The organism is Pseudomonas sp. MAG002Y (genome assembly GCF_019400845.1).
In the GTDB taxonomy this organism is placed as follows: domain Bacteria; phylum Pseudomonadota; class Gammaproteobacteria; order Pseudomonadales; family Pseudomonadaceae; genus Chryseomonas; species Chryseomonas luteola.
This window is the reverse complement of the sequence record NZ_WOEJ01000006.1, coordinates 111,141-135,510: the sequence shown is the minus strand read 5'-3', so window position 1 is coordinate 135,510 and position 24,370 is coordinate 111,141. Positions and strand designations below refer to the sequence as shown.

The window sequence follows — 24,370 nt, the reverse complement described above, 5'->3', positions numbered from 1 at the left end:
CTTGTCTGCATATCGTACGACTGCAGAAAACCTCGGGCAAATCGGCCATATCAGGCTACGTTCAGTTATTAACGCAGAGACGAATAGAAGTCCAAATAGAAGTCCAAACCGCCTAATTTCCTGACACTTTGTACGTGAAAGATCTAATCCAGTGTTTATCGCACTTTGGCAACGAACGAGTTGTAACATTTTGACTCTGACCTGTATTGCTCAATTAGGTGGACTTATAACAATGCGGGCTTCAGGTTTGTTCGTAGCTGCTTTAGGCATATTCGCCAGCCAATACAGCGCTGCTTCGACGTTGTCTCAGGAATCTTACGGCACCACGCGAGATGGCCATTCTGTAACGCGCTACACCATGACTAACGACAAAGGCATAAGCGTCTCTTTTTTAAGTTTTGGTGGTGTTATTACGGAGATCATTACGCCTGACCGACACGGCAAACGCGCCAACATTGTGCTGGGGTACGATGATCTGCATGGTTACGAAGTCGTGGATGCTCGTGAAGGCATCCACTTTGGCGCTCTGATTGGCCGCTACGCCAATCGCATCGCCAAAGGGCAGTTCATACTTGACGGAAAAAACTATCAGCTCGAACGAAATGATGGTCCTAATACGCTGCACAGCGGTAGCAAGGGCTATGACAAGCGCATCTGGCAGGTCACGCCACTGGTGACTGAAGGCCCTGTGGTCAAGGCTGCCCTGAAGCTAAACAGCCCAGAGGGCGATCAGGGGTTTCCAGGCAACCTCCAGCTAACTGTTACCTACAGCCTTTCTGACGACAATACATTTCGTATTGACTATCAGGCCCAGACGGATAAGAGCACGGTCATCAACCTGACCAACCACAGTTACTTCAATCTGGCCGGACCTGACAGTACTCATGGAGTCCTGGATCAGGTGGTGCAGATAAATGCCGATCATTATCTTCCCACCGATGCTCAGTCGATCCCTACCGGTACCCTGCAACCGGTGGAAAACAGTGTTTTTGACTTCCGAAGGCCTAAAGCCATTGGCAAAGACATTCGCGCCAACGACCCACAGTTGCTTTATGCCCACGGTTTTGACCACAACTGGGTATTGAACAAAGGCGCTGATCCAAAGGCGCTACAAGATGCGGCCAAGGTCGTTGATCATGGAACGGGTCGCACACTTGAGTGCCTGACTACAGAACCCGGCTTGCAGTTTTATACCAGTAATGCTCTCAAGGGGAACGTAACGGGCGCAGGCGGCAAGGTATATCGGCAGACTGAAGCGTTTGCCTTTGAAACCCAGCATTATCCAAACAGCCCGAACCAACCGGACTTTCCTAGTACGGTATTAAAACCTGGGGAGGTATTTAATAGCACGACCGTATTCCGTTTCGGTATTCAATAACGCCTTTGATAGTTCACTAAAGGATCCGCGCGTTTTTACAAAGAGAGAAACAGTTGATGAGCACTTTATCGACAAGGTCTGGATTGAGAACTTTCACTGCGGTTATCGCCGTTATATTCGCGGTAATTTTAGTGATTGGAGGGGCCTGGCTTGCAGTATTAGGCGGCTCGTATTATTACGTGATCAGCGGTATTGCTCTGCTGATCAGCGCTATTCTGCTCGCGCGTCGCTCTACCGCCGCGATCTGGCTTTATGCGGTACTGATGCTCGTGACGCTCGTATGGGGCCTCTGGGAAGCAGGCACCGATTTCTGGGCTCTCGTACCACGCCTGAATATTCTCGGTCTGTTGGGCATCTGGCTGTTGATTCCCGGAGTAACGCGTGGCATTGGCGCAGGTCTTAGAGCCAGCAAAACCTTTTTATCTGCAACGCTGGTGCTGTCCATTGCCGTACTGGTGTATTCGATCTTCAATGATCCGCAGGAGATCAATGGCAGCCTGGCGTCTACCCAGCCTGCCCAGGCTCAGCCGGTAGAGGGTATCAGCCCGGCGGACTGGCCTGCCTACGGCAGGACCCAAAGCGGTACGCGCTACTCGCCGCTGAATCAGATCAACGAGAACAACGTCAAAGACCTGCAGGTCGCTTGGACATTTCGTAGTGGCGAGTCCAGAACCGAGAACGATTCGGGGGAAACCACTAACGAACTGACCCCAATCAAGATTGGCGATAACATGTATATCTGCACCACGCACCAGATATTAGTAGCGCTGGACCCGGCTACAGGCAAGGAAAAATGGAGGTTCGATCCCAAGCTTAAATCGGAACCCTCCTACCAGCACCTGACCTGCCGTGGGGTATCCTATTACGATCAAGCCAACACCACGGAGTTTGCAGCCAGCCTCGCCGGTAAACCCCAGGCTCAAACCAGCTGCCCACGCAAGGTCTTCCTGCCCGTCAATGATGGCCGTCTCTTTGCCATCAACGCAGACAATGGCCAACCATGTAGCGAATTTGCCAACAATGGCGAGCTGGATCTTAAGGAGATGCATCCTTATACCTATCCAGGTGGTTTACAGCCCACCTCACCGCCGGTTGTAACGGGCACTACAGTAATCATTGGTGGCTCAGTTACTGACAACTTCTCTATCCATGAGCCATCAGGCGCCATCCGGGGTTATGACGTCAATACCGGCGCGTTGCAGTGGATATTCGATACGGGTGCAGAAGATCCCAATGCGATCCCGACTGACGGCAAGACCCTGGTTAACAACTCACCCAACGCCTGGGCACCCTTGGCCTATGATGCCGCTGCCGATGTAGTCTATGTACCGACAGGTAACGCCACGCCTGATATCTGGGGCGGCCACCGTACGCCGCTTATGGAGCGCTATGCCAGTGCCATCGTTGCGCTGAACGGCTCGACCGGTAAACTGGTCTGGTCTTATCAGACTACCCACCATGACCTCTGGGACATGGATGTACCTTCCCAGCCTACTCTTGCTGATGTAAAGACAGAATCTGGCGACACGGTTCCTGCTGTTTACGTACCGACCAAGGCGGGTAATCTGTTCGTACTGGATCGTCGTGACGGCAAGCCCATTGTGCCCATTACGGAGGTGCCGGTACCACAGGGCGCCGCAGAAGGCGATTGGGTAAGCCCGACGCAGCCTCGCTCCGCCTTGAACCTGACCCCCATCCAGACACTGACTGACAAGAACATGTGGGGCGCCACCATGTTCGATCAGCTGATGTGCCGCGTGATCTTCAAGCGCCTGAGCTATAAGGGTCAATACACGCCACCGTCCGAACAGGGCACGATTGTTTTCCCCGGTAACCTTGGCGTCTTTGAATGGGGTGGCATTTCCGTCAACTCCGATCGCCAAATAGCGTTAATGAATCCTATGGCGCTGCCCTTTGTGTCAAAGCTGATTCCGCGCGGCCCGGGTAATCCCATGTGGCCAGAAGAAGGCGCCAAAGGGACCGGCACCGAAACGGGCATTCAGCCCCAATATGGTGTGCCGTTTGGTGTAGAGATCAATGCGTTCCTGTCACCGCTGGGTCTTCCGTGCAAGCAGCCGGCCTGGGGCTATGTCGCCGGGGTCGATATGAAAACCCACGAAGTGGTTTGGCGTAAGCGAATCGGCACGATTCGGGACAGTCTGCAGGGGCTTCAGCTGCCACCGTTGAAAATTGGTGTCCCTATGCTGGGAGGCCCGATCTCGACAGCTGGCAACCTGATGTTTATTGCCGGTACTCAGGACAACTATATCCGCGCTTATAACGTGACCAATGGCGACAAGGTATGGGAAGCACGTCTGCCGGCAGGTGGCCAGGCGACACCCATGACCTACGAAGCCAATGGCAAGCAGTACGTTGTCATCATGGCGGGCGGGCACGGCTCTTTTGGCACCAAAATGGGTGATTATCTGATTGCATATGCCCTTCCCGATACGAAGTAATCTCTGTAATCAGAGCTGACCTCTACGCGAAGCCCGGAAACCTCATCCGGGCTTCGCTGTTTCTGCATTATGCCTAGGAATTGGCCTGCCAAAATGAACGTCATTGTTGGCAGAGTTCATTGCCGCTGCGTTATGCTTGGCAATACAGCTTTCGGGCAGATGAGACCTGTCTCACTTGCTGCATCACTATTACAACAAGAGTCCCCCAACCGATGCGAGCACTCTTCAAATACTGCGCCGCCGTCCTGGCCTTTGGCGTTCTGGCAGGCCCTATACAGGCTGCAGACAAGGTTATTTTCGATACCGACTTCAATGTACTCAATGATGACGGTCAGGCGTTCATCATGCTGGCGCAACTGCATGCGCAAAAACGGATCGAGCTGTTGGGCATGACATTGGTGAGCGGCAATGCCTGGGTGGATCAAGAGCAGGTAGACGCCCTCAAGGCCGTCGAGCGTATGGGCGTGGAAAAGGAGGTCGGCGTTTATTCTGGCGCAGCCTACCCGCTTCTACATGACCTCTCGACGTACCCGCAAGAACAGGCGCTGTTTGGCGCAGGATGGCCTGGCGCCTTCAAAGGTCCACGACCGACTTCAGCCGATGCGCTCATCGCGCCTCCGGATGGCCGCGCCACCCATACGACGGTACGCCCTGAATCAGCGACCCAGTTCATTATCGACAGCATCAAGCAGCACCCCCATGAAGTCACAATTCTGGCTGTCGGCCCGCTGACTAACCTTGCCCTGGCCATCCGCAGCGCACCTGAGATCGTGCCGCTGATCAAGCGGATCGTGTACATGGGCGGCGCCATCGGGATTCCAGGCAATACCACGCCCGCAGCAGAATTCAACTGGTGGTTCGACCCGGAGGCTGCACGGATCGTTTTACGCTCGCCGATAGAGCATGTGATCTTCCCCAACGACGTCTGCGAAAAGGTCATCTTCAACGCAGGCGTCTACAAGCGCATCGTGGCCGCTGAAGGGGTTATCCCTGACCTTTACAAGACAGTCCTGGGCCCTGAGTTCGACAAGGACCCTGCCTACCAGAGTTTTACCTGGGACAGTCTGCCGGCGCTCTTCCTAGTGCACCCGGAACTGGTAACCGAATCGAAAGACCTTTGGGTTGACGTTGATACCCACTTTGGCCCGAACTACGGCAGGTCACTGGGCTACCACAAGAATCCCCCATTAGGCACCCAGAAAGCCAAGGTGGTATTTGGTATCGATCAACAAGCCTTTTGGAATGATTATGTAAAGCTGGTTACGTTGCCTGCCCCAGTCAAACGACCATGAAGCGGTGCCTAGGGTTGCCAGCTGTATTGTTGCAACCCTTCACGGGTCTGCACTGCTGGAGCGTCCTCCTCTGCCAGAAATGCTAAAAACTTAGCGGATAGTGTTGAATCCCTTGCTGCTTTAACCAAGCCCCCGTGGTACTAGGGAAGTTGCGTATCTACAAATCATGCTAGTGAGTCATAAGCAGATCACCGTGCGCGGGGCGACCTAAATAAAACCCTTGTGCCTGATGGCAGTTAAGCCGAGTCAATAATTCAAGCTGCTCCTGGGTTTCAACGCCTTCAGCCGTAACAGTGAGCGATAAGGCACGACCCAAACCAATGATGGCTTCGATAATTGCCTCGCCACTAGACGAGCCATCCAACGCGGCAATAAAGCTACGGTCGATCTTGATGCCGTCGAAGGGATAGGTATGGACGTAGCTTAATGAGGAGTAGCCGGTGCCAAAATCATCCATGGCTAGCCTAACGCCTAGCTCCTTGAGTGCTCGCATAATAGCCAAAGCATCGTTGGTGTTATCAAGCATAACGCTTTCGGTAATCTCAAGCTCCAGGCGCTCAGGCGCAAGCCCGGTTTCCTCTAGAACCGCGTGTATGCGAGCTACCAAGTCACTGCGCTTGAATTCTATCGGTGAAAGATTGACCGAGACAAAGGCTGAGTCCTGCCACCGCGTAGCCTCTAGGCACGCCCTGCGTAATACCCAGTCACTCAATGGCACGATTAGGCCGGTTTCTTCCGCAATGGAAATAAAATGGTCAGGGCTTAAATAGCCGCGTAGAGGATGCTGCCATCGTACCAAGGCTTCGGCCCCTGTTAGATGACCGCCTCGTATCTTATAACGGGGCTGAAACTCCAAGCGCAATTCGTCTCGACGTAAGGCTAGTCTAAGATCCGTCTCGAGTTGCCGCCGAACCAGAAGACGACTACTCATCCGTGAGGTGTAAAACTGCCACGTGTTCCGGCCTGACGCTTTGGCTTCGTAAAGCGCTATATCGGCAAAACGCAAGAGATCGTCAGCCTGACAGCTATCCTCCGGCGCCGAAACGATCCCCATGCTGCATCCTACACTCACCTCATGCTTATTGATCAACACAGGCTTTCGCAGGCTATTAAGGAGTCGCTCGCAGAGTTTTTCAATAAAAGCCCGGTTTGGCAGACCGCTGGCTACAATGACGAACTCATCGCCCCCAATACGGGAGACAAGATCATCCTCACGCATACATTGTTTCAGCCGGTGAGAAACCTCAACCAACATCTGATCACCAGCCGCGTGCCCAAGGGTATCGTTTATGGGTTTGAAACCATCCAGATCAAGGTACAGGAGCCAAAGCGGATTCTCCGCGGTAGGCTTGGCCTCCAACCTCGCCTTGAGAAAGCGATACATCATACGCCGGTTGGCCAGGCCCGTCAGAGCATCCTCCTGAGCATCTCTTAATCGCGCTTTTTCCTGGAGTTTGCGCGGCGTAATATCCTGTACAAAGGCGCTGAAGATCGTACGGCTGTCAATCTGGATCGCCGTGATGCGTGTCTCGACGGGAATCAGCATCCCATCCTTACGCAACGCCGAATGTTCGACAACCTTGCCCACATTGTTGCTTTCTCCTGTGACGAGGAAGCCTTTCAAATCGTCACGATAAGCCTGACGCATCATCGGCGGAATAATCAAATCCTCTATAGACGCGCCTATTGCTTCTTCTCGACTCCAGAGAAAGATCTCTTCGGCTTTGCGATTCCAGGCGGTAACAGCCCCCCTTTCATCCGTACAGATGTACCCGTCACTGGTATTTTCCAGGATGGCACTCAGTTCGGCCTCACGCTTATGCAGCGTTTGAATGTGCTCTTGCGCCTCTTTGGTTAGCGAGTCTTTCCTGGCAAGGAGAACCTCCTTATCGACCAGCATTTTCTGCAGCTGCCCGTTCAGACCTTGGAGCATGTCTTTCATGCGCATATCAAGAAGCGCCCGGCCAAACTTTCGGGCTGAATCTATTTCAGCCTTTGACCAGGGCTTGGCTTGATAGCGAACCGTTTCTTTCCAGTCTTCAAATGACTTTCGCGGCGTCAACTGCCCAGGAGTAGAACCTGGCTCAACTGGCTTATGGGGATTACCTGCCCAATTAATGGTTTCAAGATATTCGGCCCTGAACCATAGCAATACAAACGGAGGACTGTGCGAGATTACAACCGCCAGTAAGCCGCTGGCCTGGGTGGCATACACCTTTGCAGGCTCATAATGATCTACAAGACTTTTGGTCGCAAAGGTAGTCGGCATGGATGGCTCCAGAAGCCACTCTATCAATGCTCGGGCCTGCTCCTCAGATGGCGTACTGCCCAGTAGGGTAAGCTTACCGTGAAGAAGCAGTGCTGCACCCTCTGCGTGAACAAGGTGCTGAACATCCTTCAAATAGCGCCGAATACTTTCTTCAACAGCAGACAACCCTGTCAGCCTATTGAGTAACTCTTCACGAGCAAAAGCCAATTGCTGCGCCTGATTGTTAATCGCTTTTTCCAAATGCGCCTTAATCGATTGGCCCAGCGTCTGCCCTAATAGTTTACAGGTCTCGCGCATATCATAAGAGACCCGTTTGGGAGAGGTATGATGGCAGGAGACAAGTCCCCATAGTTGCCCATCCACGACTATCGAGACGGACATAGAGGCTGTAACGTTCAGGTTTTTAAGATATTGAATATGAATGGGCGAAACGCTGCGCAAGCTGCATCCGCTCATGTCCAATGGCTGACCTGTAATGGGGTTCAATGCCGGAATGAGCGGAGCAGGTGTATACCCAGCATCCGCTATTGTTCTGATGGGATTCCGAAGATAAAGCGCTCGCGCCTGCCTGGGAATGTCGGAGGCGGGATAATGATGGTTGAGGAGCGCGTCAAGACTATCGATCTTGTCTTCAGATGCGACAAGCCCAGTCCCATCCTCTAGAAACCGATAAATCATTACCCGATCAAACCCGGTCAGGCGGCGAAACTCCTCACTTACACTCTTAAGCAGAGCGTGCAGACTGGTTGTGGCACTCCAAATTGTAAGAACCCGATGGATCTCGCCGACCCTCTGCGCCGCAGTGATTTGATACTCTGAGGAAGGCTCCAGCTCTAGAAACAGCACACCATTGCAAATATGTGCTGTCAGATCTACGGGCATACCAAGGTTGCCTGCTGGCGACAACGAGCCTAAATACAAAGGTTCAGTCATATCAGGCTCGAGCGTCAGAAGAGACGTCGCGGCCTCGGCCCCAAAAACCGTATCGACTGGCTGCCCCAGCAAGTCAGTAGGGTTTCGTGTTAAAAACCGCACAGTATCACCGGCAACTTGTTGAATAGTCTGGGTATCAGGGTCGATAGCAAGCAAGATGCCGTGTGGCTGAATCGATCCGGGAATATGAATCGGTTCCCTGTCACACTGCGCAAGATCAAGGGGCTGGGTCGTTTGATCCATAATTAAAAGGTACGCCTGAAGGTCAGTATGCGGGTAGAGCAACAACCGCTCCACGATAGGCTACGGCTTGGCTTGTTATAGGTCTGAGCCAATACACCGCCATTGGTTCGTTAGAGATTCCCCGCTTTACTTGATTAAGAAACAGGCACGCCCTGAAACCACGTAGAGAGCAAACCATGTTTATCGTAACGGGTGGTACCCAGGGCATTGGCGCGGCGGTGGTTGAAAAACTGGTTGCTGAAGGGCATCAGGTCGTTTTTACCGGCCGGGACGAAAGTGCAGGGCAAGCCTTGCAGACACGGCTGAAGACAGCAGTTTTCGTGGCAGGCGATGTCTTAAGTGAGCAGGACTGCCAAAAGGTCGTATCGCATGCAATGATATTGGGAGAGGCCGACTGTCCGGCCTGGTCAACAGTGCCGGCATGTCCAGCCGTGGTGAGTTCGCCACGATGACTCAGGACACCTGGGATCATCTTTTCGCGGTAAACACGCGCTCGGTGTTTTTCTACATCAAGCATGCGCTTCCGGGCCTGCGGGCAGCACATGGCGCGGTCGTTACAGTGTCTTCCATTGCAGGCAAGACGGGTGAACAAGGACTTGCAGTATACTGTGCAACCAAGGCCGCTCTGCTGGGACTCACCCAGGCGCTGGCGTTGGAATATGGCTCAGAGGTGCGCTTCAACGCAGTGTGCCCTGGGCAGATCGCCACACGCATGATGGACAAGGTTATTCAGGATGCCGCTCATCTTGCTGCGCTTACCTCACGGATACCCGCAGGCCGCTTGGGCTCGCCCCAAGAGGTAGCCGAAGCGGTCTACTGGTTGCTGTCGCCTGCATCAAGCTATATCAATGGCGCTACGCTCACTGTTGACGGTGCTGAGACCGCTGGCCTTATGAGCCCGAAAGGATAACGGAGAGCTGATCTTTTAACTGGCGTCAGCCTTTACCCCGTCACGTTTTTGGCGGAACCTTGGTATCAAAAGCGCTTGCCAAGTCCGGGCAGTATGCTTAAGTTAGCGCTGTCTCGAAAATTAAAGCAGTCAATCGTCATTGTTTTCGAGATGCATCATCTGGCAAACAAGAGCTACAACATACGAAGCCGCTATCTGTTCAGATTTTTTAATTAAAGATAGCGCTATCTTCGGCTGGAGAATCCTATGAATACGTATATCCCTGCCCTGGTTGTGATGGGCGTGGCTGGTTGCGGCAAGAGCTGCATTGGTGAGGCCATTGCTCAACGCAGCGGTGGTGTCCTGATCGAAGGTGACCAGTTTCATCCTGCTGCAAACATCGCCAAGATGAGTGCTGGCATTCCGCTCACCGATGAAGACCGCGCCGACTGGCTGACTCGCCTGGGTCAGGAAATGGCTGATGCCGTAAACGCAGGTATCAAGCCCGTTCTCACCTGTTCCGCCCTCAAACAGAAGTACCGTGACAAGCTCCGTTCCGCCGTTCCAGGCTTGGGCTTTGTATTTCTGAATCTTACCCGTGAAGACGCAGCCGTGCGTGTTGCCAACCGGCCTGGGCATTTCATGCCTGCAAGCCTGGTGGATAGCCAGTTTGCAGCGCTGGAGCCGCCTCTTCAGGAAGACGCGACCCTTGTTGTGGACGCGACACTGCCCATCGAGGTGATCAGCCAGCAGGCGTCCGACTGGTGGAACGATACGTTTGCGGCTGTTAAAAGCGCCTGACCGGCCGGACTCCCGTTAACGCTTCATCTATAACAATAACATGTGAGGCGACATGTCCGGCATGTATGGCTTTGCTCCTACCTCACCCTCACTGCATGTTGCAGCGAGGGTGTTGACGTTCTGGTAGTCCTCAGACGTCAGGCGCACACATGTATGGCTTTCGCTAACGACCAACAACAATAGAAAGTGGCCCACCATGACTGAACCTACTGCGCTCAGCGCCAGTATATTGCTCCTCATAGCAGCAGGCGCTGTAATTCTGCTGCTCCTCTTGATTATGCGATTCAAGGTCCATGCTTTTCTGGCGCTTGTGCTGGTAAGTATCCTGACGGCACTCGCGACGCAGATCCCTTTTGACAAGGTAGTCCCGACACTATTGACCGGCTTTGGTAATACCCTTGCCTCGGTGGCATTGCTGGTTGGCTTGGGCGCCATGATCGGACGTCTTCTGGAGATTACAGGCGGTGCCCAGGTTCTATCCGACACCCTGATCAATCGCTTCGGTGAACACCGTGCGCCCTTCGCACTTGGCGTAGCATCGCTGCTTTTCGGCTTTCCCATCTTCTTTGACGCGGGGCTGATCGTGATGCTGCCGATCATCTTCAGTGTGGCCAAGCGTTTGGGCGGCTCTACGCTGAGCTATGCGTTACCGGCGGCCGGTGCATTCGCCGCCATGCACGCGCTGGTTCCGCCGCACCCAGGCCCGGTTGCTGCCGCAGAACTTCTGGGTGCAAACATCGGTTTGCTGGTTATCGTTGGAGCCATCATCGCGCTGCCTACCTGGTATTTTGGCGCTTATCTGTTCGGCCTGTGGTCGGGCAAGAAATTTCATGTTGGTATTCCAGCAAGCTTTTTGACCGATGCTGACCGTGATACGACAGTTACCCCGCCCCGCTTCTCTACCGTACTTGCTATCCTGTTGTTGCCCTTGATCCTGATCTTTCTGGATACCGGCCTGAATACCTTGAGCGTTATGGGTACAGTCGATGGCAAAAGTACATGGGTCCAGTTCCTGCGGATGCTGGGCAAGACGCCAGTGGCCTTGCTGATCACGGTATTTTTTGCGTTGATCGTCTTTAGCGGTAGACACAGCCGTAAGCATCTGGAAAAAGTATGTGACGGCGCACTCGGCCCTATCTGCTCCATCGTGCTGGTGACGGGTGCAGGTGGCATGTTTGGTGGTGTGTTGCGTACAAGTGGCATTGGCGACGCACTGTCTCAAATGCTGGCAGATACCGGACTTCCGGTAATCGTTGCGGCCTTTGTGATTTCGGCGGCGCTACGGGTAGCCCAAGGTTCGGCAACCGTTGCCCTCACAACCGCAGCCGCGCTCATGGCACCGACCGTAGCCGCAACCGGTGGACTGAGCCAGTTCGACCTGTGCTTTATCGTCGTGGCGATTGCCGGGGGCGCTACTGTGCTCTCCCATGTAAACGACTCCGGCTTCTGGCTGGTGGGTCGCTTCCTTGATATGGACGAAAAAACCACGCTCAAGACCTGGACCGTGATGGAAACGCTCATTGGTACTATCGCTTTCGTGTTGGCCTGGATAGGCAGCCTGATACTCTGACAGAGCGTAAAACCGGACAGGTGAGCAACCACCTGTCCGGAAGACTATCCCAGTCTTGTCGTAAAGCCTTACTGCGCGTAAATCTCGATAATGCTGCCCAACAAGCGGTGCAAGTCGTCCCGATGCCCTGAGCGCGCAGCCGAGGCGCTACCATTTGAGGTCATGACGACCGTCAACTTCTGGCGGGGCACGATATACAGCATCTGCCCACCGAATCCCCAGCCGTAATACACCTCCTGGTTCGCGATTCGCGTAACAAACCAGCCATATCCATAACCATCCCTGGTATAGCGTGAGTAGGTACGAACCTGCCAGGATTCTTCTACCCAACGGGATGAGATCAGATGGCTACCGTTCTGGGTTACACCTTTCCTCCGGTATAGTTCGCCAAATGCCAGCAATGATCGTGGGCTCATGGCCATTTCGTTACCACCGATATAGATACCCTGCGGATCGCGACTCCAGCTGGTAATGGCAAAACCATCAAGAGGTTTCAGCCAGAGTTGGGCCAGCTGCAAGGTCGAGCGCCCGGTTTGTCGGGTCAAAATAGCCGAAAGCAGGTGAGTTGAGCCGGTGGAGTAGATCATGGGACCACCAGGGTCGTTTTCAAAAGGACGCGCCAGGGCAGCTTTCACCCAGTTTCTGCTAGCAACCCAGGCGCCATAGTTCGGCCCTGAAGTAGACGCCAGTCCCGCCTGCATGGACAGGAGATTACCAATCGTAATGTCCTTCAGCCGCGGATCCGGTTTTGCCGGAAGGTCTTCTGACAACAGCGGAGCGATTGTTTGATCAGTCCCTTTGAGAATCCCCTTGTCAATGGCGATACCGATCAGCGCTGATACCACCAGCTTGGAGGCAGATTTGATATTGGTGGGTGTAGTTGTGCGGTGCCCTCGATAACCGCGCTCAGCCATCACCTGCCCATCGTGACTGACAATCACCGTTTCCAGCGGCCCAAGTGCTTGAGCATCATCCAGCACTTGGGACAAGTTGGGATTGGCAGAGGCGCTGATAGACACCCAGCACAAGACAATAAGCCCCATAGACCTAAAACGTGCTAAACGCCGAACAAGCGGAAGGATCGGAGGCATGACCAGAACCACACTGACCTGAATGACAAATCCGACCGTCATCGACGGACAAACATGCCCTTCAACTCGTTACGTAGCATTTCATTCAGACGTTATATAAGCGTGGAAAGTCTTGTGAAGCCTGAGCCATCCAGTCACCAAAATTACACGTGGAAGACGCTGACTCGATCCGCTAGCTGACTTGCCAGGCCAGCAAGCTGACGACTGGCATCCGCGATATGTTGTGAGCCTTTTGAGGTTTCCAGGCTTGCCCCATGAATACGGTCGGTGCTTACCTCTTCTGCCACCACGCTCTGCTGTGCAGACGCTGAGGCAATCTGAGTGTTCATGCTGTTAATTGCGCCTACCTCAAGGCTTATACCTTGAAGCGCGGCAACAGCATCCGTTGTCAGCACCTCGGTGTCACGCGCCATGCTTCGGCTTAACTGCATTTCCTTGGCAGCGGTAGCCGCGCCTTCCTGTAGGGTTGCAATCATGCTTTCAATTTCGCGGGTGATTCCTGAGTGCGCGTGGCGAGTGAGCGTACCTCATCGGCTACCACTGCAAAGCCTCGTCCATGTTCTCCCGCCCGTGCTGCCTCGATTGCCGCATTGAGTGCCAGCAAGTTGGTCTGCTCAGCCACTGACTTAATGACGGCCACGATTTTCTCGATATCTGCACTGTTGGTAGATACCATCTGTACCGTATTGGTGGCTTGCTCCATAGTCCTACCCAATGCCTGAACCGCCTTGCCTGCATTGACGATCAGCGTATTACCCTGCTCTACCTGTGCCTGTTGCTTGGGCTGCGGATGCTCCATAGTCCGCAACCTCACCCACCTTCGTCATTTCGTTGACCGCAGCGGTCATCTGTTCAGCCTGAGTCGATTGCGTGCTTGGTTTTACGCCCTCGTGGAGACAGGGATAGTAATACTCGTCCAGATCTTACAGATGATGGTGTGCATCAATGATCGGCAAGTCGCTCATTGCTATTCTCCTTCGGAGGCTGGTCCTAGATTCAGACGCAGCTTCTTGATTACCACAGCCGACAGGGTCGGCTGTGGTGACTGTAATTAAAGAGATACCTTCAGCATGCGTTTGAGCGCGGCACTTATGTCGGCACGGCAGGTGTCGGAGCGCTGGCCAGGAAAACGGTCAAACCCATGGAATACGCCCGGGTAAACATGAAGCTCCAGTGGCACACCTGCACGCGAAAGCCGCATACCGTACTGCACATCTTCTTCGAGGAAAAGATCCAGCGCGCCTACTGCCATGAACGTAGTCGGCAGACCAGACAGGTCATCAGCCAATGCGGGCGAGAAATAACCCATCTGGCTGGCGCTTAGTTCATATGCGCCTTGCATGCATTTCCAGGCAAACTGGTTATCTTCTGCCGTCCAGTAGAATTCTCCCGTACTCGAATTCGACAGAGGTGCCTCTGCCGTACCGGTTCGGTAGTCCAACATGGGATAGATCAGCATCTGCCCGGCGAGAGGATAACGGCCCCTGTCGCGTGCCAGGAGCGCCAGTGCAGCGGCAAGTCCTCCGCCAGCACTATGCCCCATCACTAATACTCGATGCCTGTCGACCTGGAGTGTATCGGCTTGCTTGAAAAGCCATTCCAGACCGGCATAACAGTCCTCCAGCGGCCCAGGAAACGGCGTTTCAGGCGCAAGGCGATAATCAACGCCAACGACCACTGCACCCAATGCTTGGGCGAGCTCAGTTAGGTAATCGTCAACCATGGCCGTGTCGCCAACGACGAAACCACCTCCATGCAGGTACAAAATGGCCGGTCGGTTAGTGTGCAGCTTGGATTCAGGTCGATAAACACATAGCTGAAGACTGATGCCTAGACTCGGACCTGGAATGGCAACTGGGTCATAACCGGGAAATGCCGGGCTCGGGTAACCGGCTCGCAGGCGATCGCGAATCGCAGGTAGCGCTTCTTGGGTCCACGGCTCACCGGGTGGCTGGGCATAAGCCAGATAGTCAGGATCAACTAAAGCATGAGTCTTCATAAGGGAGCATATCGGTCAGGGATTCCAGGAAGACAGAATGACAAGGTAAGAATCAGTGATCCGCACCTTGTCGCTTCGACTACAGCCAACCCTTGATCTGCGCTGCGACCGCCTGGGTGGAAATCCCGTAGCGATCATGCAGAGTAGGCAGCGCGCCAGCATCGAGAAACGCATCCGGCAGCGCGATCTGCCTGAACGTCGGCGTCACACCGTTGCGTAGGAGCAGGCTGGCGACCGCCTCCCCCAGACCGCCCATGATGGAATGGTTTTCCACTGTTACCACAAGCCGCCCCGGCTTTCGGGCCTCCGCCAGGATGGTCTGTTCATCGAGTGGCTTGATCGTTGGTACATGAAGGATGGACGCGTCGATACCGTCGGCACGGAGACGATCAGCCGCCTCCACTGCACGCATGGTCATGAGTCCTGTCGAGATGATCAACACATCCTTACCTGGACAGAGCGTCTTGGCCTTACCGATTTCGAACTTATAGTCGAATCGATCCAGCACGAGCGGTACGTTGCCACGCAGCAGACGCATATATACCGGGCCATTATGGGCTGCGATAGCGGGTACAGCCTGCTCAATCTCCAATGCGTCACACGGATCGATAACCATCAGATTGGGCATGGCGCGGAAGATCGCCAGGTCATCGGTGGCCTGATGGCTCGGGCCATAACCTGTAGTGAGCCCCGGCAAGGCACATACGATCTTGACGTTGAGATTTTCCTCGGCGATGGCCATGCAGATGAAATCATACGCGCGGCGGGAGGCGAATACGGCATAGGTGGTCGCGAATGGCGTAAATCCCTCACGGGCCATTCCTGCAGCGGCGCTCATCAGAAGCTGCTCGGCCATGCCCATCTGATAGAATCGATCTGGATGCGCCTTGGCAAAGATATGCAGATCCGTGTACTTGGCAAGGTCAGCCGAGAGCCCGACGATGTCCTTGCGTTGCTCGGCCAACGCCGCTAATGCATGACCAAAGGGGGCTGGGCGTGTGGGTTGGCCCTCGCTGGCAATGGATGCGATCATCGCCGATGTAGTCAGGCGCTTCTTGGCCGGTTCGGCCGTTACAGTTGCAGAGGTTGGCGTATTCATTAGACTCTCCCGACTTCAAGGGCTTCCAGGGCTTTTTCCCATTCATCCTCGTCCACCCGAATGAAATGGGTCTTGTCACGTGTTTCCAGGAACGGCACGCCCTTACCCATGCGTGTGTCGCAAATGATGACGCGAGGCTGGGGGCCGGTGTGTTGCCTGGCATTATCGAATGCTGTTACCAACGCACCGAGATCGTTACCGTCGATCCGTTGCGTGTACCAGCCGAAGGCCTGCCAGCGATCGACAATCGGCTCGAACGTCAGGATTTCACTGGAACGCCCGTCGGCTTGTTGGTTGTTTACATCGATCACGGCAATCAGGTTATCGAGCTTCCAGTGGGACGCCGACATTGCTGCCTCCCAGGTAGAGCCCTCATTTAGTTCGCCATCAGAAAGCAGGTTGTAAACAAACGCCTCGGAGTGCTTGCGCTTGAGGCCCAGGCACGCCCCTACGGCAATCCCTAAGCCATGTCCCAGAGAGCCGCCTGTGATTTCCATACCGGGGGTGTAGGCAGCCATGCCGGACATCGGCAGACGGCTGTCATCGGTACCATAGGTTTCCAGTTCATCAAGGGGAACGATGCCCGCCTCGATCAGTGCGGCGTAAAGCGCAATGGCGTAATGACCGATAGACAGGTAGAAACGGTCACGCCCTTCCCACTCGGGGTTTTCCGGCTGATAACGCATTGCATGGAAGTAAGACGCGGCGAGCAGATCGGCTGCCCCCAATGCCTGACCGATATAGCCCTGACCCTGCACCTGCCCCATGCGTAAGGCATGGCGGCGAATGTTGTAGGCGCGCTCCGCGAGATCGGGCGCGCCTGTCGGAGCAGATTGTGTTTGCATGGTATGACTCCTTGCTTGAACTCAACGATTGACCAAGGCAGCAGGGATACGGAAGACCAATAGGGCCCCGAATGCCAGCACACCGGTAATGAGGTACATGCCAATCGCACTGGAGCCTGTGGACGTGGTGATCCAGCCGATCAGATAAGGTGAGCAGAAGCCCGCCAGGTTGGCGAAGCTATTGACGGCGGCAATGCCGGCAGCAGCCGAAACACCACCCAGCAGATTGGTAGGCAGCATCCAGAACAGTGAAGAGGCAGAGAGAATACCGGCAGCAGCGAGGCAAAGGCTCAGGATGGAGGCGCTGATATGACCACCCAGCAGCGCGGCGAGTGTCAGACCTGTCGCACCGGCCACCATGGGAACAGCCAGATGCCAACGACGCTCACGATGTCGATCCCCGCTTCGGCCGGCCAGCAGCATCGCCACAATGGCGCAGCAGTACGGCAAACTTGTCAGCAGGCCGATATGCAAGGGATCAGCGATACCGGCGTTGCGTACCAGGGTAGGTAGCCAGAACGTGATTGCATACTGGCCCATCACCACACAAAAGTAGATGGATGCCAACAGCCAGAGCCGACGATCACGGATAAACGCACCTGCCGAGGCATGGGTGACCTTGTGCTGCTCATCTTCAGCCAGTTCGCTGCTGATCAGTTTCTTTTCATCGTCATCCAGCCAATGGGCATCCTTGACGCCATCCTTCAGGTAACTCAGTACCATCAAACCGACCACAACGGTAGGAACGGCTTCGATCAGAAACATCCACTGCCAACCGGCCCAACCGTGCACGCCGGCGAAACGCTCCATGATCCAGCCGGACAGCGGGCCGCCTACCATGCCGGACAATGGGATGGCGATAAACCACAGTACCGTCATCTTGGCGCGGCGGTAGGACGGGAACCAATACGTGAGGTAAAGCAGCAGGCCCGGAGCTAGCCCTGCCTCGGCAATGCCCAGCAAGAAGCGAAGCACATAGAACTGCCATGCCGTTTCGACAAAGGCAAACAGGGCTGAGATGATGCCCCAGGTAATCATGATCCGGGCGATCCAGCGCCGGGCACCCACCCTGTGCAGAATGATGTTGCTCGGGACTTCGCACAGGAAGTAACCGATGAAAAACATCCCAGCGCCCAGCCCATAGACCGCCTCGCTCAAGGCCAGGTCATTCATCATCTGGAGCTTGGCAAACCCGACGTTCACCCGATCCAGGTAGGCGCAGAGATAGCAGAGCATTAGAAAAGGCATCAACCGCCAGGCTGTCTTGCGATAGGCGTTTGAACGCGCGGTCGCAACCGCGTCGAGGGTAAGTGTCGTCATGGTGTCTGATCTCTTGTTCTTATAGTGGCCGGACGAGTTTTCAGAGACTCGCCGGAACGTCAGAGGCAGCACGAGGGACGAGCCACCCGCAGGCTCGTCCTTGAAACGTCAGTGAATTAGCATCCCGCCATTCACATCCAGTGTGGTGCCGGTCAGGTAACCGGAGAGATCGCTGGCCAGGAACAACGCAGCATTGGCGACATCCTTGGCTTCGCCCAGACGACCCAGCGGAATGCCTTCGATGATGGCGTGACGGCGCTCGTCATGCATCAGACCACCCGTAATGTCGGTTTGGATAAGCCCGGGCGTAATGGAGTTGACGCGTACGTTGTCTGGTCCTAGTTCACGCGCCATCGCCTTGGCCAGACCCAGCACCCCTGCCTTGGCAGCGCTGTAATGCGGACCGCCAAAAATACCGCCGCCGCGCTGGGCCGAGACGGATGACAGGCACACGATACTGCCAGACTTTTGTTGGCGCATGGCAGGAATAACCGCCTGGGACATCAGGAGCGTACCGCGCAGGCTAACGTCCAGCACCTTGTCGTAGTCCTGACGCTGGATATCCAATGTCTTGAGAGGCTGAGTAATACCGGCATTGTTTATCAGAATATCGATACGACCATACTGCTCCAGCACTTTGGCTACCGCATTCTTGACCTGAGCTTCATTCGCTACGTTAGCGGCAAGCCCCAAGTGTTCGGTACCCAGGGACGCCGCAGCAGCAGCCGAGGCGGCCTCATCCAGATCGAGAATAACGACGCGGGCACCGTGCTCAGCAAAGGTTCTGGCAGTGGCTCTGCCGATACCGCGTTCTGAAGCTGCACCGGTGATAATGGCGATCTTGCCTTCGAGTAGCATAAGACTGCTCCTGAATTATTTTTATGGATTCGGCTCAAGGCGGGCCGTTGTGTGCAGATTCCCTGGTTCGCAGTGCGCTGGCAATCCTGAAAAAGTCACTCTATGCTGAAAAAAATTCAGCATGGAGCGTTGATACGCTTCAGTATCCACAGGAGGGAACAGACATAATGCCCAGCGAAGGAAACCGCCTATTATCGCTTCCGCCCTTCAAGGCCATCCAAGCCTTTGAAATGGCAGCGCGCCTGGGTAACGTTGCTAGGGCGGCCGAACAACTGGATCTAACGCCTTCCGCGGTCAGCCATCAGATCGCCAATCTGGAAACGTTAATTGGCCGTCCATTGTTTCGGCGGACAGCCAAAGGCGTGACGTTGACGCCCTGTGGCGAGCAATACTTGAGAGACGTATCTGGAGTCCTCGATACGCTTGCAACAGCCACCCAACGGGCCAGCAGTGATCTCAGTCAGGATTGCCTACGCCTGCACTCCTCACCCAGCTTTGGCCTGCTTTGGTTACTGCCTAGCCTCGAAGCCTTTCAAGCCAGCCATCCTGACATACAGATCAACCTGTCATGCTCCTACGAGGCGCTACATTTCAGCCGGGACAAGGTCGATCTGGATATCCGCCACGGCGTACCCAACTGGAATACGCTCGAAGTACGAACGATTCGCCATGAGCATGTAGCCGTCATGGCTTCTCCAGCACTGCTGCAGAAACAGCCGATAGCGGCACCTCACGATTTGCTGACATGCAATCTGATTCTGTCTGAGGCAACCTTGGTTCAATGGCCTCAATGGTTTGCCCAACAAGGTCTTTCACTTCCCGAGGCTCCCTTTTCACTAAGCTTTGACCGTTCCTACATGACACTCGAAGCGGCCAGTCATGGATTGGGTTTCGCACTGGAAAGCACCCTGCTGGCACGTGAATATCTGGAACAGGGCAAGCTCGTCTCGGTATTTGGTGCTGAATTCTGTAGCCCGGTCAGCGCACACCATCTGGTATTTCCCCGCAGCCACTCGGACTTTCCTCGTGTTAGGCGCTTTCTCGCCTGGCTGCAACAGGAGCTTGGTCATGACTTCAGCTACTAGGTGAGGGACGTTATGAAATCCGCCTACGCCACTGGAGAACAGGCCGCCGGCAGCCACTATAGGCGGCCCGATGCAGGCATGTGCAACAACTGCTATTCGGCAGTGACATCTGCAAATTTAAGACAGTAGGTGTGATCAATCTGCATGCCGATAGGTTGCTGCCCGTTTATGAGCAGACGCCCGAAAACTTCATGATCACCCAAGGAACTCATCTGGGAAACCGTAATTGTTCGAATCCTGAACCACTGACTGCCGTACGCCAGACGGACACCGGCGTAGCACGCCTGACTTCTTGAGAGATTAAGGATGTCTGATGCAGGCATGCTTTCGTTGATGATGATGGAGGCTGCCGCGAAGGGCGGATAGTAAGAGCCCTCGCTGTTTTGAATGGGCTCCAACTCACCGTTCAGATAACGAACAAGGTCACCCATAAGCACAGGTGTCTTCGCAAAGAGTGCCTGCAACAGATCCTTTTCGCTCATCCAATAATAAAAAGCGACCTTTTCTCTGGAGATGATCGCGCCTTCATCAACGGCCACCGTAACCTTGTGCAGCGATATACCGATCTCCTTCTCTCCCGCCGCGATGGCATGAAAGAGTGGGTGCTTTCCCTTATAGGTTGGCAGGTAGCTCGTGTGAATATTGAAGAAGGTGAACCTGCTTAACAGATTGGGCTTGATGATCCGACTGAAATAACAAATGACGCAGAAGTCAATGTCATTAACACCTGCTAGGGCCGTTTCGATGTCCTTATGGGAAGAAGCTACGCTGAGTGGAATATTTCTTAGAACGGTACAGGTTAGAAGGTCGTCATTCAAAAGCTGACTTTCGCAAATGACACCCACAACCTCAAAATCTTGACTGCAACAAAAATAATCTAGAACAGCGGCATTACTGCCCAAAAAAACCATCTTATACGTCATAAGTACTTGCCTGATCGCCATGCCCATATGCTGGCAGTTTTAAAACAAGTGACTGTACCGATATACAACAAGCGCTGTAAAGGCATTAATACCTGGATAATAAAAGGATTAATTATTTATATATTAAAACGAACGTTTAACTTTTTTCACCCGGAATATTTTCAAGCCATTTCTCATAATTAAAGAATGTATCTTTTTTTGTTTTCCTCCTATGCTCGAAGCATCAAAAGCTCAATACCGCTCTGCTTCAACACTCTACTTGTTCCCAGCGCCGCATCTTACAGACGCCGCCAACACAGGTCTACAGGCGAACATAAGCCTGAATGCAAGCCTGTTAATGAACCTGTATGTAAAAAGCTTTATATAACCGTCCCTGAGCCACTTACGCAAAACAATAACCAAATATTCTTACCAGCCATTTGAACTTAATTAATCTCAGGCTATTCCTATTACGTGTTTCACAAAAAGACACGCTTCAGGCTACCGCTATAATGGGATGCTGCTTTTGCTTGGGACCATTCGTATAGATAGGCGACATTGAGAAATCTATAAATAGTAATCAATCCCGTTTTAAAGGTTTAACTGCTCATTGGACGAGGAACAAAATGATCAATGTTACGCAGCCTTTCCCTGGTAACAAAGCCAAACTCCAGTCTTATATAGATCAGATATATGCTTCCGGCTGTTTTACCAATCATGGTCCTCTTACTCGTCAGCTTGAGCAGCGCCTAAAGGAGTATCTAGGCGTACGGAATATCGTGCTTACAAGCAACGGTACCCTGGCTCTTCAGATCGCCTACCGTGCTTTGGGTATTCAAGGTAGCGCAATCACAACACCGTTCAGCTTCATTGCAACCAGTAGCACACTGCAGTGGGAGCATATTCGTCCGGTTTTCTCAGATATCGATCCTGTCACCTGGAACCTTGATCCCGGCCAGATCGAAGCCAGGCTACAAAAGGACACCTCAGCCATTGTCGCAACCCATGTATTCGGTAATCCGTGCGATGTGGAGCGCATCCAGGCAATCGCTGACCGTAACGGTCTGAAAACCATCTACGACGGCGCTCATGCCTTTGGCGTTCGCTATAAGGGAGAATCGATTGCCAACTGGGGCGATATCTGTACCTTGAGTTTTCACGCTACCAAGGTTTTCCATACCATCGAAGGGGGCGCCATCGTCACCAATGATGATGATTTGGCTCAACGTGCCCGTGAACTTGCCAACTTTGGTTTCTCCGAAGGCAATCGATTGAGTGGTCCGGGTATCAACGCCAAGCTCAACGAATTCTCTGCCGCAATGGGGCTCTGTGTTCTTGACGATATTGATCTGATCCTAGAGGAGCGGGCTGAAATCGGTCATCGGTATGAATTAGCCTTGGCAGGCTATCTGGATCTTCAGCATCAGCAGCCGGGTAGCAAACGTAACTACAGCTATTTTCCAATCGCTCTGCAGGAAGAAAGCGAGCTGCTCAGAGTGACAGGTCAGCTTAACGAAAGGCAGATCAATCCACGCCGCTACTTCTACCCTTCTCTCGATACCGTTGAATACCTTCAGCCGCAGCAGCCTCAGTGGATTTCCAGAGGCTTGAGTAAACGCGTGCTCTGTCTGCCGATCTTTCCCGGACTTACTTGGGAGTCGCAGCGCACGGTTATCGAAACGGTGCTCAGGGAAGTCGAGGCCAGACAACTTGTACGCTCGCAGCGCGAGACGTCCGGGCCTTACCAGGACGCCTTTACTTTCAACACCATGAGTGCCCTACCTCTGTCCAACATGTGCAAGAAGTTCACTCTGTGAACACTTCCCTAAAACGTTTTATGCTTAAGAACACCGGGCTCAGTTACCTGGGTCAGATCTATGTAATGCTGGCCGGCATCCTGATCATGCCGTTCTACCTCAGGTATATGGGTGCCGAAGCCTATGGCCTGATCGGTTTTTTTACGGCCATGCAGGCGTGGCTTTATCTGTTGGATGCGGGACTGTCGCCCGCGCTTGCCCGTCAGATCGCTCATTTTCGGGGCACTCAGCAACACAGCCGATACACCTCCGGCCGTCTGCTGCGCTCGTTCGAGTTGCTTATCCTGCCGATAGCCGTGCTGACCGGCCTGGCTATTCATATGGGCAGTAATGCCATAGCCCATGGGTGGCTGCAGGCGAGCCAGCTCGATCCTGTGATGATTGGGCAGTGCATTAGCCTGATGGGGCTGATGATAGTGCTGAAGCTTTACGCCACGCTCTACAAGAGCGGTATTCAAGGCATGGAGCAGCATCATTGGCTCAACGGCATCAATGTCTTTTTTGCAACGCTCCGGTATTTTGGCGCGCTGTTGTTTATTACCTATGTCAGCGCACAGCCCCTGCACTTCTTTCTCTATCAGACACTCGTAGGACTGCTGGAAACGTTGTCCTTTGCTCACCGAGCCTATGATCTGATGCCCCGTCCTCGTCGCCTGACTGGATTTCACTGGCGGCTGGTCAAGCCTGTTTTACCGTTTGCCCTAGGTATGTCGTCCAGTACCGTACTGTGGATGCTGCAAACCCAGCTGGATAAGGTGCTGCTTTCCAAAGCGCTTACGTTGCAGGAATACGGCTATTTCTCGTTGGTTGCTCTGATCGCGACCGGCATTCTGTCGCTGACCAACCCCCTTGTACAAACGCTGTTGCCACGCCTGACCATGCTGACAGCGGAAGGCCGAATGACTGAGATGCGGGCGTTATACCTGAACGTATCGCGTCTGTTTTGCAGTGTGCTGTTTCCTATGGCGGGTGTGATCGCCTTTCATGGACAAGCGCTTCTCCATGCCTGGACAGGCAACGCCGAGGCCGCGCTCTGGAGCGGTCCTGTCCTGGTCTGGTACGTTCTTGGCAGCGCGTTACTGGCCATGAGCGGGTTTCAATTCTATCTGCAATATGCTCATGGCCAATTGCGGATGCATGTCTGGTTTGGTATCTGCTCAACGGCCATCAGCGTGCCGCTCATGGCTTATGCGATTCTGGCCCATGGCGCGCTAGGGGCTGCCGGCGTCTGGTTTGCGGTCAGCCTTGCCTCACTGGTCATCTGGCCTCATATCGTTCATGAGCGGTATTCACCGGGCCTCAGCTTCCTTTGGTTGTCGGACCTTTTGCGTATAGCCGGCATGACCGCCCTCGGCCTGGCGGTAGGCGACTGGCTGCTGCCAGCCCTGGATGGCAGCCAACGGATCGAGACCTTTATAGGTCTGGCAGGACGAGGACTACTCTGTCTGCTGCTGGTGTTTGTGTCTGCCAAAGCCGTACTTTCAAAACCGTATCTCTTGGATCAAACCCCGAGCGTTTAA

Annotated in this window: 19 protein-coding genes and 1 pseudogene; 10 read left to right on the top strand and 10 right to left on the bottom strand. The window is 54.0% G+C overall.

Annotated elements, in window-relative coordinates:
- Positions 1-232 precede the first annotated feature (232 nt).
- The 3 genes from GM154_RS10580 (at position 233) to GM154_RS10570 (ending at position 5,129) form a co-directional block, all read left to right on the top strand.
- Positions 233-1,378, top strand: a complete 1,146-nt coding sequence (locus GM154_RS10580) for an aldose epimerase family protein (protein WP_219652199.1) — start codon at positions 233-235, stop codon at positions 1,376-1,378.
- A gap of 56 nt (positions 1,379-1,434) precedes the next feature.
- Positions 1,435-3,837, top strand: a complete 2,403-nt coding sequence (locus tag GM154_RS10575; RefSeq protein ID WP_219652198.1) for a glucose/quinate/shikimate family membrane-bound PQQ-dependent dehydrogenase — start codon at positions 1,435-1,437, stop codon at positions 3,835-3,837.
- Between the two features lie 212 nt (positions 3,838-4,049).
- Positions 4,050-5,129 (top strand): nucleoside hydrolase, encoded by a 1,080-nt coding sequence (locus tag GM154_RS10570; RefSeq protein ID WP_219652197.1) that lies wholly within the window; start codon positions 4,050-4,052, stop codon positions 5,127-5,129.
- A 169-nt stretch (positions 5,130-5,298) separates the two neighbouring features.
- Here the strand turns inward: GM154_RS10570 and GM154_RS10565 are convergent, their stop codons facing one another.
- Positions 5,299-8,574, bottom strand: a complete 3,276-nt coding sequence (locus GM154_RS10565; protein ID WP_219652196.1) for an EAL domain-containing protein — start codon at positions 8,572-8,574, stop codon at positions 5,299-5,301.
- Between the two features lie 176 nt (positions 8,575-8,750).
- Between GM154_RS10565 and GM154_RS25630 the strand changes: the two genes are divergently transcribed.
- The 4 genes from GM154_RS25630 (at position 8,751) to GM154_RS10550 (ending at position 11,834) form a co-directional block, all read left to right on the top strand.
- A complete protein-coding gene (locus GM154_RS25630) occupies positions 8,751-9,026 on the top strand; it encodes an SDR family NAD(P)-dependent oxidoreductase (protein WP_258019804.1) in 276 nt (91 codons plus the stop codon).
- Positions 8,996-9,484: an SDR family NAD(P)-dependent oxidoreductase gene (locus tag GM154_RS10560; RefSeq protein WP_258019803.1), complete on the top strand. Its 489-nt coding sequence runs from the start codon at positions 8,996-8,998 to the stop codon at positions 9,482-9,484. Before GM154_RS25630 ends, GM154_RS10560 begins: the two co-directional genes overlap by 31 nt.
- A 246-nt stretch (positions 9,485-9,730) precedes the next feature.
- Entirely contained in the window at positions 9,731-10,264 is a 534-nt protein-coding gene (locus GM154_RS10555) for a gluconokinase (RefSeq protein WP_219652195.1), read from the top strand.
- A 196-nt stretch (positions 10,265-10,460) separates the two neighbouring features.
- Positions 10,461-11,834, top strand: a complete 1,374-nt coding sequence (locus GM154_RS10550) for a GntP family permease (RefSeq protein WP_074825918.1) — start codon at positions 10,461-10,463, stop codon at positions 11,832-11,834.
- A gap of 68 nt (positions 11,835-11,902) precedes the next feature.
- Here the strand turns inward: GM154_RS10550 and GM154_RS10545 are convergent, their stop codons facing one another.
- The 8 genes and pseudogenes from GM154_RS10545 to GM154_RS10515 all read right to left on the bottom strand — a co-directional run bounded on the left by GM154_RS10545 (position 11,903) and on the right by GM154_RS10515 (position 19,046).
- Positions 11,903-12,967, bottom strand: a complete 1,065-nt coding sequence (locus GM154_RS10545) for a serine hydrolase (protein ID WP_219652194.1) — start codon at positions 12,965-12,967, stop codon at positions 11,903-11,905.
- Positions 12,968-13,068: 101 nt separating this feature from the next.
- The gene (locus GM154_RS25625; protein WP_258019822.1) at positions 13,069-13,401 is read right to left on the bottom strand and encodes a hypothetical protein; all 333 of its coding nucleotides are present in this window, start codon (positions 13,399-13,401) and stop codon (positions 13,069-13,071) included.
- Positions 13,402-13,409: 8 nt separating this feature from the next.
- A pseudogene (locus GM154_RS25620) lies at positions 13,410-13,724 on the bottom strand (methyl-accepting chemotaxis protein); the annotation flags it as partial.
- 252 nt (positions 13,725-13,976) lie between these two features.
- Positions 13,977-14,924 carry an alpha/beta hydrolase gene (locus GM154_RS10535; protein ID WP_010799086.1) on the bottom strand — a complete coding sequence of 316 codons (948 nt, stop codon included), beginning with the start codon at positions 14,922-14,924 and terminating at the stop codon, positions 13,977-13,979.
- Positions 14,925-15,003: 79 nt separating this feature from the next.
- Complete coding sequence (locus GM154_RS10530; protein ID WP_010799085.1) at positions 15,004-16,023, bottom strand: transketolase family protein; 1,020 nt, start codon at positions 16,021-16,023, stop codon at positions 15,004-15,006.
- The gene (locus GM154_RS10525; RefSeq protein WP_010799084.1) at positions 16,023-16,868 is read right to left on the bottom strand and encodes a transketolase; all 846 of its coding nucleotides are present in this window, start codon (positions 16,866-16,868) and stop codon (positions 16,023-16,025) included. The genes GM154_RS10530 and GM154_RS10525 overlap by 1 nt, the downstream gene beginning before the upstream one ends.
- Positions 16,869-16,889: 21 nt before the next feature.
- On the bottom strand, positions 16,890-18,188 hold the full coding sequence (locus GM154_RS10520) for an MFS transporter (RefSeq protein WP_010799083.1): 1,299 nt from the start codon (positions 18,186-18,188) through the stop codon (positions 16,890-16,892).
- A gap of 108 nt (positions 18,189-18,296) precedes the next feature.
- Complete coding sequence (locus GM154_RS10515; RefSeq protein WP_010799082.1) at positions 18,297-19,046, bottom strand: SDR family NAD(P)-dependent oxidoreductase; 750 nt, start codon at positions 19,044-19,046, stop codon at positions 18,297-18,299.
- A 167-nt stretch (positions 19,047-19,213) separates the two neighbouring features.
- Here GM154_RS10515 and GM154_RS10510 point away from each other — a divergent pair, with 167 nt between their 5' ends.
- On the top strand, positions 19,214-20,131 hold the full coding sequence (locus GM154_RS10510) for a LysR substrate-binding domain-containing protein (protein ID WP_219652193.1): 918 nt from the start codon (positions 19,214-19,216) through the stop codon (positions 20,129-20,131).
- A gap of 92 nt (positions 20,132-20,223) precedes the next feature.
- Here the strand turns inward: GM154_RS10510 and GM154_RS10505 are convergent, their stop codons facing one another.
- Positions 20,224-21,054: a formyltransferase family protein gene (locus GM154_RS10505; protein ID WP_219652192.1), complete on the bottom strand. Its 831-nt coding sequence runs from the start codon at positions 21,052-21,054 to the stop codon at positions 20,224-20,226.
- Between the two features lie 605 nt (positions 21,055-21,659).
- Here GM154_RS10505 and GM154_RS10500 point away from each other — a divergent pair.
- Both GM154_RS10500 and GM154_RS10495 read left to right on the top strand, forming a co-directional pair.
- Positions 21,660-22,850 (top strand): DegT/DnrJ/EryC1/StrS aminotransferase family protein, encoded by a 1,191-nt coding sequence (locus tag GM154_RS10500; RefSeq protein ID WP_219652191.1) that lies wholly within the window; start codon positions 21,660-21,662, stop codon positions 22,848-22,850.
- A 20-nt stretch (positions 22,851-22,870) separates the two neighbouring features.
- Positions 22,871-24,370 carry a lipopolysaccharide biosynthesis protein gene (locus tag GM154_RS10495; RefSeq protein WP_219652190.1) on the top strand — a complete coding sequence of 500 codons (1,500 nt, stop codon included), beginning with the start codon at positions 22,871-22,873 and terminating at the stop codon, positions 24,368-24,370.

Bases quoted from the DNA above. Each gene is read 5' to 3' on its own strand.
- GM154_RS10580 (WP_219652199.1), top strand. From the start codon at position 233: ATGCGGGCTTCAGGTTTGTTCGTAGCTGCTTTAGGCATATTCGCCAGC.
- GM154_RS10575 (WP_219652198.1), top strand. From the start codon at position 1,435: ATGAGCACTTTATCGACAAGGTCTGGATTGAGAACTTTCACTGCGGTT.
- GM154_RS10570 (WP_219652197.1), top strand. From the start codon at position 4,050: ATGCGAGCACTCTTCAAATACTGCGCCGCCGTCCTGGCCTTTGGCGTT.
- GM154_RS10565 (WP_219652196.1), bottom strand. From the start codon at position 8,574: ATGGATCAAACGACCCAGCCCCTTGATCTTGCGCAGTGTGACAGGGAA.
- GM154_RS25630 (WP_258019804.1), top strand. From the start codon at position 8,751: ATGTTTATCGTAACGGGTGGTACCCAGGGCATTGGCGCGGCGGTGGTT.
- GM154_RS10560 (WP_258019803.1), top strand. From the start codon at position 8,996: ATGTCCAGCCGTGGTGAGTTCGCCACGATGACTCAGGACACCTGGGAT.
- GM154_RS10555 (WP_219652195.1), top strand. From the start codon at position 9,731: ATGAATACGTATATCCCTGCCCTGGTTGTGATGGGCGTGGCTGGTTGC.
- GM154_RS10550 (WP_074825918.1), top strand. From the start codon at position 10,461: ATGACTGAACCTACTGCGCTCAGCGCCAGTATATTGCTCCTCATAGCA.
- GM154_RS10545 (WP_219652194.1), bottom strand. From the start codon at position 12,967: ATGACGGTCGGATTTGTCATTCAGGTCAGTGTGGTTCTGGTCATGCCT.
- GM154_RS25625 (WP_258019822.1), bottom strand. From the start codon at position 13,401: ATGATTGCAACCCTACAGGAAGGCGCGGCTACCGCTGCCAAGGAAATG.
- GM154_RS10535 (WP_010799086.1), bottom strand. From the start codon at position 14,924: ATGAAGACTCATGCTTTAGTTGATCCTGACTATCTGGCTTATGCCCAG.
- GM154_RS10530 (WP_010799085.1), bottom strand. From the start codon at position 16,023: ATGAATACGCCAACCTCTGCAACTGTAACGGCCGAACCGGCCAAGAAG.
- GM154_RS10525 (WP_010799084.1), bottom strand. From the start codon at position 16,868: ATGCAAACACAATCTGCTCCGACAGGCGCGCCCGATCTCGCGGAGCGC.
- GM154_RS10520 (WP_010799083.1), bottom strand. From the start codon at position 18,188: ATGACGACACTTACCCTCGACGCGGTTGCGACCGCGCGTTCAAACGCC.
- GM154_RS10515 (WP_010799082.1), bottom strand. From the start codon at position 19,046: ATGCTACTCGAAGGCAAGATCGCCATTATCACCGGTGCAGCTTCAGAA.
- GM154_RS10510 (WP_219652193.1), top strand. From the start codon at position 19,214: ATGCCCAGCGAAGGAAACCGCCTATTATCGCTTCCGCCCTTCAAGGCC.
- GM154_RS10505 (WP_219652192.1), bottom strand. From the start codon at position 21,054: ATGACGTATAAGATGGTTTTTTTGGGCAGTAATGCCGCTGTTCTAGAT.
- GM154_RS10500 (WP_219652191.1), top strand. From the start codon at position 21,660: ATGATCAATGTTACGCAGCCTTTCCCTGGTAACAAAGCCAAACTCCAG.
- GM154_RS10495 (WP_219652190.1), top strand. From the start codon at position 22,871: ATGCTTAAGAACACCGGGCTCAGTTACCTGGGTCAGATCTATGTAATG.